Source organism: Streptococcus suis, assembly GCF_002960625.1.
GTDB classification, from domain to species: Bacteria; Bacillota; Bacilli; order Lactobacillales; family Streptococcaceae; genus Streptococcus; species Streptococcus suis_T.
In genome coordinates, this window is record NZ_POJH01000019.1 from 1 (window position 1) to 14,347 (window position 14,347).

The 14,347-nt window shown below is 41.5% G+C and carries 10 protein-coding genes; 9 read left to right on the forward strand and 1 reads right to left on the reverse strand.

Going from position 1 to position 14,347, the window contains the following annotated elements; all coding sequences use genetic code 11:
- Positions 1 to 212: 212 nt before the first annotated feature.
- The 6 genes from murB to C1G49_RS03005 all read left to right on the forward strand — a co-directional run bounded on the left by murB (position 213) and on the right by C1G49_RS03005 (position 10,049).
- Positions 213 to 1,121, forward strand: coding sequence for a UDP-N-acetylmuramate dehydrogenase (murB, locus tag C1G49_RS02980; protein WP_105124551.1), 909 nt, complete (start codon positions 213 to 215; stop codon positions 1,119 to 1,121).
- A gap of 37 nt (positions 1,122 to 1,158) precedes the next feature.
- On the forward strand, positions 1,159 to 2,313 hold the full coding sequence (locus C1G49_RS02985) for an ABC transporter ATP-binding protein (RefSeq protein WP_105117890.1): 1,155 nt from the start codon (positions 1,159 to 1,161) through the stop codon (positions 2,311 to 2,313).
- Entirely contained in the window at positions 2,297 to 3,097 is an 801-nt protein-coding gene (locus C1G49_RS02990; RefSeq protein WP_105124552.1) for an ABC transporter permease, read from the forward strand. The genes C1G49_RS02985 and C1G49_RS02990 overlap by 17 nt, the downstream gene beginning before the upstream one ends.
- Positions 3,097 to 3,867 (forward strand): ABC transporter permease, encoded by a 771-nt coding sequence (locus tag C1G49_RS02995; RefSeq protein WP_105123670.1) that lies wholly within the window; start codon positions 3,097 to 3,099, stop codon positions 3,865 to 3,867. Before C1G49_RS02990 ends, C1G49_RS02995 begins: the two co-directional genes overlap by 1 nt.
- The gene (locus C1G49_RS03000; RefSeq protein WP_105124553.1) at positions 3,867 to 4,937 is read left to right on the forward strand and encodes an ABC transporter substrate-binding protein; all 1,071 of its coding nucleotides are present in this window, start codon (positions 3,867 to 3,869) and stop codon (positions 4,935 to 4,937) included. Before C1G49_RS02995 ends, C1G49_RS03000 begins: the two co-directional genes overlap by 1 nt.
- Positions 4,938 to 5,099: 162 nt before the next feature.
- The gene (locus C1G49_RS03005; protein ID WP_105124554.1) at positions 5,100 to 10,049 is read left to right on the forward strand and encodes a S8 family serine peptidase; all 4,950 of its coding nucleotides are present in this window, start codon (positions 5,100 to 5,102) and stop codon (positions 10,047 to 10,049) included.
- A 36-nt stretch (positions 10,050 to 10,085) separates the two neighbouring features.
- On the opposite strand, the gene C1G49_RS03010 is transcribed toward C1G49_RS03005, so the two are convergent.
- Entirely contained in the window at positions 10,086 to 10,928 is an 843-nt protein-coding gene (locus C1G49_RS03010; RefSeq protein ID WP_105124555.1) for an NAD(P)H-hydrate dehydratase, read from the reverse strand.
- A 99-nt stretch (positions 10,929 to 11,027) separates the two neighbouring features.
- Between C1G49_RS03010 and nth the strand changes: the two genes are divergently transcribed.
- The 3 genes from nth (at position 11,028) to C1G49_RS03025 (ending at position 14,335) form a co-directional block, all read left to right on the forward strand.
- Positions 11,028 to 11,651, forward strand: coding sequence for an endonuclease III (gene nth / locus C1G49_RS03015; RefSeq protein WP_105124556.1), 624 nt, complete (start codon positions 11,028 to 11,030; stop codon positions 11,649 to 11,651).
- 293 nt (positions 11,652 to 11,944) lie between these two features.
- Positions 11,945 to 12,928 carry a GMP reductase gene (gene guaC, locus C1G49_RS03020; RefSeq protein WP_105124557.1) on the forward strand — a complete coding sequence of 328 codons (984 nt, stop codon included), beginning with the start codon at positions 11,945 to 11,947 and terminating at the stop codon, positions 12,926 to 12,928.
- 69 nt (positions 12,929 to 12,997) lie between these two features.
- The gene (locus tag C1G49_RS03025) at positions 12,998 to 14,335 is read left to right on the forward strand and encodes an MATE family efflux transporter (protein WP_105124558.1); all 1,338 of its coding nucleotides are present in this window, start codon (positions 12,998 to 13,000) and stop codon (positions 14,333 to 14,335) included.
- Positions 14,336 to 14,347: the final 12 nt, after the last annotated feature.

The window sequence follows — 14,347 nt, forward strand, 5'->3', positions numbered from 1 at the left end:
TGTTTTTCATTATTAGTTACCAACTTGTCCCATAGTAAGTTCTAGCTTATTTTTTTGTCTCAGTCTAATTTCCAGTTTTGGCGTTAGACTAGAACTTACTTTGAGAATTTAGGTTATAAAAATTTCTACCTAGAAACTGGATTTATATTCGTTTTTTGAGCTGTTTTTTGGTATAATATGACCTGTATATTTTAAATTGAAATGAGAAGATGATGAAAGATAAAATTAGGCTTGAGTTGGATGGAATTGACATCCGCTTCGATGAACCATTAAAAGAATATACCTACACAAAAGTTGGGGGGGCTGTTGATTACCTAGCATTTCCTCGTAACCGCTATGAAATTGTCCGTATTGTCGAGTTTGCCAAGCGAGAAAATATTCCCTGGCAGGTACTGGGCAATTCAAGTAATATCATCGTTCGTGATGGTGGTATTCGTGGGTTTGTAATCCGTATGGATAAACTCAATTCTGTCACTGTTTCAGGCTACACGATTGAAGCAGAAGCAGGGGCTAATTTGATTGAAACGACTAAGGTTGCCCTCTTCCATTCCTTGACAGGATTTGAATTTGCCTGTGGTATTCCTGGTAGTGTTGGTGGAGCGGTTTATATGAACGCTGGTGCCTACGGTGGAGAAATTGCTCATATTCTGGTTTCTGCTCAGATTTTGACCCCTGCAGGTTATGTAGAAACCTTGGATAACCGTGAGTTGCGTTTTGGCTATCGCTCGTCTATTTTACAAGAGAATGGAGCCATTGTTTTATCTGCTAAATTTGCCCTAAAACCTGGTAACTACCCTGTTATTCAAAATGAAATGGCTCGTTTGACCCATTTGCGTGAGTTGAAACAGCCTTTGGAATATCCATCATGTGGCTCAGTCTTTAAGCGCCCTCCAGGTCATTTTGCTGGTCAGTTAATCATGGAGGCTGGCTTGAAAGGCTACCGTATTGGCGGTGTTGAAGTATCTGAAAAGCACGCTGGTTTTATGGTCAATGTTGCTGATGGTACAGCGATGGACTATGAACATTTGATTGCCCATGTGATTGAAGTTGTTGAAAAATCTTCAGGCGTTACGCTGGAGAGAGAAGTGCGTATTATCGGCGACCCAGCTGATAAACTCTAGCCATCTGGCTCTGTTAAAAAGAAGGAATTTATGAGAATTGAAAAAGCCAATTATTGAATTTAAACACGTTTCAAAAGTTTTTGAAGACAGTGGAACAACTGTATTAAAGGATATTAGTTTTGAATTGGAAGAGGGTAAATTTTATACCCTATTAGGAGCTTCTGGTTCAGGTAAATCAACGATTTTGAACATTATCGCTGGTTTATTGGATGCAAGTTCAGGTGATATTTATCTGGATGGTCAACGGATTAACGACGTTCCGACCAACAAGCGGGATGTCCATACCGTTTTCCAATCCTATGCCCTATTCCCGCACATGACTGTCTTTGAGAATGTGGCTTTTCCTCTTAAATTGCGTAAGGTTGACAAGGCTGAAATCGAACGCCGTGTGACAGAGGCTCTTCAAATGGTCCGACTTTCTGGTTACGAGAAACGCTCCATTCAGAAATTGTCAGGTGGTCAACGGCAACGTGTCGCTATTGCTCGTGCCATCATCAATCAGCCCCGCGTTGTCTTACTAGACGAGCCTTTATCAGCCCTTGACTTGAAACTGCGGACAGAAATGCAGTACGAACTACGTGAATTGCAACAACGCCTAGGGATTACCTTTGTCTTTGTTACCCATGACCAAGAAGAAGCACTGGCCATGAGTGACTGGATTTTCGTCATGAATGAAGGTGAGATTGTCCAGTCAGGAACGCCAGTGGACATTTACGACGAGCCAATCAACCATTTTGTTGCTACCTTTATTGGCGAGTCCAACATCCTGTCTGGTCGCATGATTAAAGACTACTTGGTTGAATTTAACGGCAAACGCTTCGAAGCTGTGGATGGTGGTATGCGTCCAAATGAAGAAGTTCAAATCGTTATCCGTCCAGAAGACTTGCAGATTACACTTCCAGAAGAGGGGAAATTGCAGGTAAAAGTAGATACCCAACTCTTCCGTGGCGTTCACTATGAAATCATTGCCTATGATGACCTCGGAAATGAATGGATGATTCACTCCACTCGTAAAGCTATCGTGGGAGAAGTCATCGGTCTGGACTTTGAGCCAGAAGATATCCATATCATGCGTCTCAATGAAACGGAAGAGGAATTTGATGCCCGTATCGAAGAGTATGTGGAAGTGGAAGAAGTAGAAGATGGCTTGATTAACGCCATCGAGGAGGAACGCAATGAAGAAAACCTCTAGGCTCTTTGCAATTCCCTATGCCCTATGGGTCTTTCTCTTTGTACTCGCGCCCGTTGCCCTGATTATCTTCAAATCCTTCTTTGATATTCATGGCAATTTCACTCTGGCCAATTATCAAACTTATTTTCATTCGCCAAATATGACCTATCTGCGTATGAGTTTTAACTCCATTTTTTACGCAGGTATTATTACTCTGGTCACTTTGTTGGTGTCTTATCCAACGGCCTACTTCTTGACCAAGCTCAAGCATAGACAGCTTTGGCTCATGTTGATTATCTTGCCGACCTGGGTCAATCTCTTGCTAAAAGCCTATGCCTTTATCGGTATTTTTGGACAGCATGGCTCTATCAACCAGTTCTTAGAGTTTATTGGCTTGGGTGCCCAGCAAATTCTTTTCACGGATTTCTCTTTTATTGCTGTTGCAGCCTATATTGAAATTCCGTTTATGATTTTGCCAATCTTTAACGCCTTGGATGATTTGGATAAAAACCTAATCAATGCCAGTCGAGATTTAGGGGCTACATCATGGCAGACCTTTACAAAAGTTATTTTTCCTCTTTCTATGAATGGTGTGCGTTCTGGTGTACAGGCGGTTTTCATTCCAAGTCTGAGCCTCTTTATGTTGACCCGCTTGATTGGTGGTAACCGAGTGATTACCTTGGGTACAGCCATCGAGCAACATTTCCTTACTACACAAAACTGGGGAATGGGTTCAACCATTGGTGTGGTCTTGATTTTGGCCATGCTCTTGATTATGTGGATGACGAAAGAGAGGAAGAAATAATGAAAAAATTTGCAAATATTTACTTAACAGTTGCCTTTCTTCTTCTTTATTTGCCAATTTTCTATCTGATTTTCTACGCCTTCAATGAAGGTGGAGATATGAACGGCTTTACAGGCTTTACCTTGGAGCATTTTTCGTCCATGTTGGGTGACAGCCGTCTGATGCTGATTTTGGCGCAAACATTTTTCTTGGCTTTCTTGAGTTCTTTGATTGCGACCCTTATCGGAACTTTTGGAGCTATCTACATTTATCAGGCAAAACCTCGTTTTCAAAATGCGCTCTTGTCTGTCAATAATATCTTGATGGTGGCACCAGATGTCATGATTGGGGCGAGCTTCCTGATTCTCTTTACCATGATTGGTTTCCAGCTTGGATTTGTTTCAGTATTGCTCAGTCACATTGCCTTTTCCATTCCTATTGTGGTCTTGATGGTCTTGCCACGCTTGAAGGAAATGAATGCCGATATGATTTCAGCTGCCTATGACTTGGGTGCAACTCAGCCACAAATGCTGAAAGAAATCATGTTGCCATACTTGACACCAGCCATTATTGCAGGTTATTTCATGGCTTTTACCTATTCCTTGGATGACTTTGCCGTGACATTCTTTGTTACGGGAAATGGTTACTCAAACCTATCTGTAGAGATTTACTCACGGGCTCGTCAAGGGATTTCTTTGGAAATCAATGCCCTGTCAACCCTTGTCTTCCTTTTCTCTATCTTATTGGTAGTGGGTTATTATTTCATCTCACGTGAAAAGGAGGCCAACTAATGAAACGTTTATATTCATTTTTCCTAGGAATTATTGCCATTATTCTCATTCTTTGGGGAATTTCTAGTAAATTAGAAGCTGATTCAACTCAAGGAACAACGGATAAGTTGGTTATCTATAACTGGGGAGATTATATTGACCCAGAGTTATTGGAAGAATTTACTGCTGAAACAGGTATTCAGGTGGATTACCAAACTTTTGATTCCAATGAATCCATGTACACTAAGATAAAGCAGGGTGGTACAACCTATGATTTGACCATTCCATCTGAGTATATGATTTCCAAGATGACAGAAGAAGATATGCTCATCAAATTGGACAAGTCGAAAATCGAAGGTTTGGAAAATATCGATCCCCAATTCATGGGCTTGAGTTTTGATAAGAACAATGATTATTCCATCCCTTATTTTTGGGGTACCTTAGGAATTGTTTATAATGAAACCATGGTCGAAAATACTCCTCAAGAATGGGAAGATTTATGGTCTGAAGAATACCGTGACAATATCATGTTGATTGATGGTGTCCGTGAGGTCATGGGATTTGGCTTGCAATCGCTGGGGCATAGTCTAAATTCCAAAAATCCAGCTGAAATCGAAAAAGCTGCGGAACATCTCTATAATCTAACTCCAAATGTCAAGGCCATTGTTGCTGATGAAATCAAGGGTTACATGATACAGGATGCGGCAGCTATCGCAGTATCCTTCTCTGGTGAAGCCAGTGAAATGTTGGATGGCAATGAGAACCTGCGTTATGTTGTGCCGTCAAAAGGTTCTAACCTATGGTTTGATAACATGGTCATTCCTAAAACCGCTAAGAATTTGGACGGTGCCTATGCCTTTATGAGTTTCATGCTCCGTCCTGAAAATGCGCTTCGCAATGCTGAATATGTTGGTTATTCAACCCCAATTCCTGCAGCAAAAGCCATGCTGGATGAAGAAACTCAGAACGACGAATCCTTCTATCCATCAGAAGAAACAATGAAGAAGATGGAAGTCTATGATAACCTCGGACAAGAGATGCTGGGAATGTACAATGACCTTTATCTCCAGTTCAAGATGTATCGGAAATAGAAAATCATTTTATAGTACACTAAAGTAGCTACTCTGAACGAATGTTCAGGGTAGTTTTTGTATAAAATACTAACATTTTGCATAAATTCCCAATATCTACTTGAAATCTAGACTGAATTATGATTAAATAGTACAATACATTTAAAAATATAGGAGAATAGTATGAAAAGACAACGATTTTCACTCAGAAAATGTAAACTTGGGTTAGTTTCAGTTTTAGTTGGTTCCATTATTTCTTTTGCAGGAACTTCTCAGGTTTTTGCAGAACAAGTGTTGGAGAATGCTGCTGTCGATCAGACGGTGGAGCAAGTTGCACCCGTTGAGGATACCTTTGAAGTTCAAGTTAATTCTCAACTTCAGCAAGAGGAAGTCAAGCCTCAATCAGAAGAGATTTTACCTGTGGAGATTGTAGAAAGCAATGAGGTAAGTGAGAATCAGAGCCAAGAAGTTTCTGCCACAAATCCTACAACTGATGAAACAGTGTCAAGTGAAAGTAATGTCAAAACAGAAGAAATTGTGGAAGTTCCAGCAAGTGAGGCAAGTGCAAGCGAACCATCATTGGAAACAAACATAGAGCTGGCAGATCAGCAGAAGGTGAATAACCAGGTAAGCCCTGCCCTAAGAAGCTTGGCTACAACCTTAGATGCAGATAGTAATTCTATGATTTCTGCGCCAACCGTTTGGGAAACTGGCTACAAGGGAGAGGGAAGCATTGTAGCCATTATTGACTCTGGATTGGACGTTGAGCATGATGTATTAAAAATATCAGATACAAGTAAGGCTAAGTACCAATCTGATCAAGAATTAGAAGCAGCAAAAGCTGCAGTAGGTATTTCTTACGGAAAATGGTTCAGTGACAAGGTTGTGTTTGGCTACAACTATGCTGATGGAAATGATGTGATAAAAGAAGAGGCTAGTCAGTCACACGGTATGCATGTTACCGGGATTGCTGCAGGAAATCCATCAACCATGGATGGTGGTCGCTATATTCAGGGTGTTGCCCCAGAATCACAGGTCATGTTTATGAGGGTCTTCTCTGATGTTAGTAGCACAACCGGTGCAGCCTTGTATGTGAGAGCTATTGAAGACGCCGTAAAACTAGGGGCAGATAGCATTAACTTGAGTTTAGGTGGCGCTAATGGCTCTCTTGTCAATATGGACAATACTGTCCTTGCAGCTATTGAATTGGCGCGTAAAGCGGGTGTATCAGTGGTTATTGCAGCTGGCAATGACGGTGCTTTTGGTGCGGGACATTCCATTCCATGGAGTACAAATCTCGACTATGGTTTGGTTGCTGATCCTTCGACAGCCAAAGATGCTATTTCTGTTGCCTCGTTTAATAATAGTGTCATCAATCAGCGTGTTTTGAATATTGTCGGTCTTGAAGACAATGCTGATTTGAATTTTGGCCGTAGTTCTTACGATAATCCTGATAGAAGTGAGAAGAAATTTGAAATTGGAAAGGCCTATGATTATGTTTACGTGGGCTTGGGGAAAGAAGAAGATTTTACAAATCTTGACCTGACTGGTAAGCTAGCGCTTATTAAGCGTGGAAGCATCAATTTCTCTAGCAAAATTTCCAATGCTACAAAGGCTGGTGCAGAAGGTGTTGTTATCTTCAACAATGTAGTAGGCGAAGAAAATATCGGAATGGCCTTGGATGAAACAGCTATTGCCATACCATCTGTTTTTATTCCTGCAGAGTTTGGTGAGGCCCTCGCAGTTAATTCATATAAAATCCAGTTTAACAACGAATCTGAGGCTGTTGCTAATCCAGAAGCGGGCATGATGTCGGCATTCTCCAGTTGGGGCCTATCTGCTGATGGAGAATTAAAACCAGATATAGCAGCGCCGGGTGGTTCTATCTATTCAGCTATCAATGACAACCAATACGCTTCCCAAAGTGGTACTAGTATGGCTGCGCCTCACGTGGCAGGAGCTGCCGTCTTGGTGAAACAATATTTGAAAGATAAGTTTCCTAATAAATCAGCTGCTGAACTGGAAACGTTGGTCAAACAGTTGCTCATGTCAACGGCAAAAACCCATTTTGATACGCTAAACCAAGCCTATACTTCTCCACGTCAACAAGGAGCGGGTATGCTTGATGTGGCAGCCGCGGTATCAAAAGACCTCTTCGTTACAGGTCTGGATAGCTACCCTAGCTTGACTTTAGGAAATGTTGGTGACCAATTTGAATTCACAGTAGAAGTGCACAATATTAGTTCAGAAGATAAGGTATTGAATTATACTACCCATGTCAATACAGACCAGACCTATGAAGGTCTAGCAGTCTTAGTATCACGCGAATTGATGGCAATTCCAGGTCAAGAAATTACAGTGAAGGCTAATAGTAGTCAGCAAGTCACCATCAAAGTAGATGCTTCTGAGTTTTCAGAAACCCTACTCCAAGAAATGCCTAATGGTTACTTTTTAGAAGGTTTTGTACGTTTTACTGACCCTGTGGACGCTGGTGAGGTAATCAGTATTCCATATGTTGCTTATAGAGGAGAATTCCAAAATCTGCCAGTGGTTGAAACACCGATTTATCAACTCTTACCAGAAGGTCAAGTTGGATTTTATTTCACACCTAATATGGAGGAAATACTGGAAGTAAAACAAGACCAAGATTTTACAGGTTTGTTGACAAATTACTCTGAAAAAGTGTATTCTACGGACCGCATGACTGAAGAGGAGATGAAAGTTCTTGGAGCCTTTAAGAATGATAAGGATCAATTCGTTCTCTCCATGGATGAAACGGGGCAATTGAAACTAGCTATTTCTCCAAATGGTGATAATATTCAAGAATCAGTCTTATTTAAAGGCGTTTTCCTGCGCAATTACACAAATCTTGTTGCCTCTGTATATGCGGCAGACGATGCAGAGCAGACTCAAGCTTTATGGACAAGCAAGGCTGAAACTGGTGAAAAAAATTATTACAGTGGAAACGAACTCAATCCAAAATCAACAGTTGTTTATCCAACGGAATGGTCTGGTTTAGATAGCAATGGCAATCCGTTAGCAGACGGAAACTATAAGTATGTCTTGACCTATCTGCCAGAGGTTCCTGGAGCAGACCTGCAAAAATTGGAATTTGACGTGATCGTTGACCGCCAAGCACCAAACATCACAACAGCTACTTATGATGCCAGCAGTTTCACATTTGATCCACGTCCAGCCACTGAAAAAGGACCAGCAGGAATATTCCGCGAACGAGTATTCTATTTAGTAAGTGGTGAGAATGGATTGACAACCTTGACAGCTACTGACGAAAAAGGTCATGTCACAGTGACTGATAATAAGGTTTTTGTTGCACAAAACGAGGACGGCAGTTTCACTTTGCCACTTGATTTAGCTGATATTTCAAAATTTTACTATCTGGTGGAAGACTTTGCTGGAAACGTAAGTTCTGAAAAAGTTGAGAACTTAGTTGGAATTGGAAATGGTAACGGCTTGGTGACGGTTAATTTGCTTGATCAGGCAACCAAGCAAGATGCACAAATTGATTTTTCATACACTGTGAGAGATCAGAATGGTCAAGTTGTCACAGAACTACCTCGCTATGCAGAGAATAACAGTATTGTTAAATTACCATTTGGTACCTATAGTTTTGAACTATTCCTATATGATACAGAGTGGGCGAACCTAGCGAGCGAAAGAACGTTAAATGTAACAATTAGTGAAGAAAATAGTATTGGTCAGATTGATTTCTATGTTCTTTCTAAGGAAAAGGCAAGTTTGTTGGTCGATGTCGATAAACTCTTGCCTGTTGGTACAAATGTAACACTAGTAACGGCAGATGGCCTAAGTCTTGCTTTGCCAAATGCAAAGTATTCAAAAACAGACTATGGCAAGTTTGTTCCCGTTGGTCAATATACGATTGCGACCAACCTACCTGAAGGTTATGAGTTTTATGAAGATTTGAACCTAGAAGTATTAGTCGACCAAGTCAATCGTAAGAAATTGACTCTGATTGATAAACGAGCTCTGTCCAATTTATTGACTGAACTAGCTAAAATTGAGGAAACAGCAACTTATTACAATGCTGACAGTTCGCTTCAAGTTGAATTTAATAAAGTTTTAGAAGAGGCGCAGTTGATTTTAGCGAATAAACACCTTCAAAATGATGTTGACCAAGTGATAGAAGATTTGACCAAAGCTAAGTCAGCTCTAAACGGTCAGGTAACAGACACTAGCGGCTTGGTGAAAGAGCTAGAAACTTATTCTAAAGTGACAGAAGAAGCTGTTTATTATAATGCGTCATCTCCAGCTCAAATCGCTTATGATACAGCTATCCGCTTGGCAAAAATGACCCTTCTCAAAGATAAAGTGAGTCAGCAAGAAATCGATCAAGCGGTATTAAACTTGCAAGCTAGCAAATCTGACTTAGATGGTCAGTCTACAGATATCATTGCACTAAGAAATGCCGTATCACTTTCTACTGTTCTCAGAACAACGGATGTAAAATATCTTAATGCTTCTGAGATGGTAAAACAGACATATGACCAAGCTCTTGCAAAAGCTAAAGCAGTCCTTGCTGATGAACATGCTAGCCAAGCTAGTGTTGATCAAGTATTGGCAGAGCTTCAGGCTGCTCAAGTGGCATTAGATGGTGTAGCAGCTCCAACTAGCGAAAACCCGCCTTCTGAGAATGCCGAATCAAGCATTAAACCAGATGAGAAAGCTACTCCACCACCTGTAGAACCTGTCCTTCCATCAGAAGAAAAAGCAGGGAATCCTGAACAGCCACCGTTGCCTGTATCAGAGGAAGAGAAGGAAGTGGAAGAAAATACAAATACTATTAAAGTCATAGCAGTCGCAAATGCGAGCTCTATCAACTTCCCAGATCCTCGTCCTCAATTGAGTACGGATAAGAAGCAAAGGTCCTCCTTTGTTCTAGTAGCACGAGAAAACCATCCTGTATATCAATCTGCTGTTAGTCAGGAAAAAGCACCGAGTCAGAACAAGGAAATAAGAGAGAGTGCCACAGTTGCTTATTCCGGTAGACAATTACCGAACACAGGTTCAAAAGACCAGAATGCTTATCTTTTCCTAGGAATCGCTCTAGTTACTACTGTTTTTCTCGTTCAAAAGAAAAAATACGAAAGCGTCTAAAGCAACCAAAAAGCACCTAGTCCGATGATTAGGTGCTTATTTCATTTGAAAGTAATGCATGGTTTTTTGAATGTCTTTCGAAATGTCTGTAGGTTTTACAAGATAGAATTGCTGGGCTAATTGGTCAGCGATGTAGGAATGAAGGTAGGTGGCAGTCACAACTCTATCATATAGTCCTACATGAGGAAATTGTAGGGCAAATCCTGCAATCATGCCAGCAAGCGTATCGCCCATTCCACCTGTTGCTTGGTAGGGACCGCCTGCAGTTATTGGTGTGATTTGCTCAGGATTGGCTTGCAGGACATGGCTAGATGAACTCTTGGCGACTAAAATGGTATGTTCTTGAAACTCTCTTAAGGCGGTTAGGTTGGTCTGGCTTGTTTGTCGGTCAATGGGGATGGCAGATAATCTTTCCCATTCTTTTTGGTGGGGTGTTAGGATGACCTGTTTGCAGGGAAAAATTTTCCTGTTCTGTTTGGCTATCAAGGTCAAGGCAGAGCCATCCAGGACAAGAATTTGTTTTTCTGACACATTTTCAAATACAAGGTCAACTAGGTTTTCTGCTCGGCTATTGTCCCCTAAACCAGGCCCAATCAATACCAGGTCAGCATGTTTTATATTTGCTAGGAGTAAGTCTTTGTCATCAACTGAAAAGGCCATGGCTTCAGGTAGGTGACTATGCAGTGCTGGAATGTTTTCTTTCTCAGTAGCGACAGTAACCAAGCCAGCTCCGCTATTGACAGTGGCTAGGGCAGTCATGATGATGGCGCCACCGTAAGGGTAAAGTCCGCCAATCAGTAAGGCACGGCCGAAGGTTCCCTTGTGGCTGTTCATAGGTCGTTCCTGAATGACCTGCCTACAAAGTTCTTGTAAATCCATAATTGTCAACTCCTTTCATAGATTATTATAGCATGAGAACGGGACACATTCGCAAGTTACTTTTTAGAAAAATCATCTTTTTCATGCTATAATGGACATATGGTATTATCAAAGAAACGTGCAAGAAAAGTTATTGAAGAAATCATCGCCCTTTATCCTGATGCTCAGCCTAGTCTGGATTTCCGCAACCATTTTGAATTGGTCTGCGCAGTACTTTTGTCAGCTCAGACAACGGATGCTGCTGTTAACAAGGCTACCCCAGGTCTATTTGCGGCCTTTCCAACGCCTCAAGCCATGGCAGCAGCAGAGGTGAAGGACATCGAGCCCTACATTTCTCGCTTGGGCTTGTATCGTAATAAGGCCAAGTTTTTGAAAGAATGCGCCCAGCAGTTGTTGGACCGACATGATGGCATTGTCCCACAGACACGGGAAGAATTAGAGGCCTTGGCTGGAGTGGGGAGAAAAACGGCCAATGTGGTGTTGAGTGTCGGTTTTGGCATTCCTGCATTCGCAGTCGATACCCATGTGGGTCGGATCTGCAAACACCACGACATTGTCAAAAAATCGGCTACTCCTCTGGAAACGGAAAAGCGGGTCATGGAGGTCTTACCACCAGAACTCTGGCTGCCAGCCCACCAGGCCATGATTTATTTTGGACGAGAAGTCTGCCATCCCAAAAATCCTGAATGTGATAAATTTCCACAATTATATGAATTTGAGTAAAAAAATCTTCAGTTTTTGAAGATTTTTTTCGTATTCTTGTCAAAAATTGCCAGTAAAATCAGAACGTTTTTAGAAATATTCAATAGAATGTCTTCTAAAACGGAATTTGACGAATATTCAATCCTGTTTCACTTCCAAAAAGCGATAATAAACGAATGTTTACAGGTGATGTACAAAGTATATTGACAAAAACCAAACAATGTTCTAAAATAATAATTGTAAACAAAGGAAAAACGAACAAATCGGTATTTCCTAACACAAAAATTATTAAAAAACGAACAGAGGAGAAGCTCATGTTTAATGAAACACCAGTTTTTGACTACGAAGATATTCAGCTCATTCCAAACAAATGTATCATCAATAGTCGTTCAGAGGCAGATACATCTGTAACACTCGGAAAATACACTTTTAAACTGCCAGTGGTTCCTGCCAATATGCAGACGATCTTGGATGAAGATGTGGCAGAAATGTTGGCCAAAGATGGTTATTTTTACATCATGCACCGTTTTGATGAGGAGGGGCGTATTCCTTTCGTGAAGCGCATGCATGACCAAGGCTTGATTGCTTCCATTTCGGTTGGTGTAAAAGACTATGAGTACGACTTTGTTTCTAGTTTAAAAGCTGACGCGCCTGAGTTTATTACCATTGATATTGCGCATGGTCATGCTGATAGCGTGATTAAAATGATCAAGCATATCAAGAAAGAATTGCCTGATACCTTTGTCATTGCTGGGAATGTCGGCACTCCTGAAGCTGTTCGTGAGTTGGAAAATGCCGGTGCGGATGCAACAAAAGTTGGAATTGGTCCAGGTAAGGTCTGCATCACCAAGGTCAAAACTGGTTTTGGTACAGGCGGTTGGCAGCTGGCTGCCCTTCGTTGGTGTTCAAAAGCTGCTCGTAAGCCGATTATTGCGGACGGTGGTATCCGTACCCACGGAGATATTGCCAAATCCATCCGTTTCGGTGCTAGCATGGTTATGATTGGTTCCCTCTTTGCTGGTCACATCGAAAGCCCAGGAAAGACAGTAGAAGTAGACGGTAAACAATTTAAAGAATATTATGGCTCTGCATCTGAATACCAAAAAGGAGCCTATAAGAACGTGGAAGGCAAAAAAATTCTCCTGCCAGCCAAAGGTCATTTGAAAGATACTCTGATTGAAATGGAGCAAGATTTGCAATCATCCATTTCTTATGCTGGCGGTCGTGATATCACTAGCTTGAAGCACGTTGATTATGTGATTGTAAAAAATTCAATCTGGAATGGGGATTCTATCTAGTCAAAGAGGACTTGCAATGCAGGTCCTTTTCTTGTTACAATATTTATATAAAATTGAAAGAGAATAAGTATGTACCAAACAAGAAATAACAAAGAGAAGCTCTGGCTCTTTATCAAAATATTTTTTCCTATTTTAATTTATCAATTTGCTAATTACTCGGCCTCCTTTATTGATACCATGATGACTGGTCAGTACAGTACCATGGATTTGGCAGGTGTTTCCATGGCGACAAGTCTTTGGAATCCCCTGTTCTCATTTTTGACGGGGATCGTATCTGCGCTTGTTCCAATCATTGCTCAATATCTAGGACAAGGAGAGAAGTCAAAGATTCGACAAGAGTTTCATCAGTTTGTCTATTTGGCCCTTGGACTGACGGCAATCCTCTTACTCTTGGTCTATCTTTTTGCCGTTCCGGCTCTGGCTCGTTTCAACTTGGATGAAGCTGTCTTTCAGGTCGGTCGGCAGTACCTCTACTATATCTCCATTGGCATCTTGCCCCTCTTACTCTTTAGCGTCTGCCGATCCTTTTTCGACGCCCTAGGTTTGACCCGCCTATCTATGTACCTCATGTTGCTTCTGGTTCCCTTTAACAGCCTCTTTAACTATCTCTTGATTTACGGGAAAATGGGCCTACCGGCCCTGGGCGGAGCAGGTGCTGGATTGGGCACTGCTTTAGCTTATTGGGCTGTGTTGCTAGTCATTGTCCTTGTCATGTGCAAAAATAAGACCGTTTCTTCTTATGAGATTTGGCGGTGGAGTCCGATAGACCATTCTTTATTGAAGGAAGGCTTGAAAATTGGTTTGCCAATTGGTTTGCAAGTCTTTGCAGAAGTGGCTATTTTTGCAGTAGTTGGCCTTTATATGGCAAAATTTTCTGCTCAGATTATCGCGGCTCATCAGGCAGCCATGAACTTTGCAACCTTGTTATATGCTTTTCCATCTTCGGTATCCTCAGCCTTGGCGATTGTGGTTGCCTATGAAGTGGGTGCAAACCGACCCCTAGATGTAAAAAACTACAGCCATTTGGGACGCTTAGTAGCACTAGGCTTTGCAGGTCTGACCCTCACCTTCCTTTATTTTTTCCGTTCCAAAGTTGCCTATCTCTACGGAAATGATGCAGACTTTGTCCGACTGACCTCACATTTTCTAAGCTTTGCCCTTATGTTTCAATTAGCCGATGCATATACAGCTCCTATTCAAGGAATTTTGAGGGGGTACAAGGATACGACTGTTCCATTTGTACTCGGTTTGGTTGCTTATTGGTCCATGACCTTTCCGGTTGCCTTTTTCCTGGAAAGATTTTTCCACCTGGGACCAGAAGCCTATTGGATTGGTCTGATTAGCGGGATTTTTGTTTGCGGGATTGCCCTAAGATTGCGTTTGAAGAAAATTGCTAGTATTCAATAGATTTCTATGTTT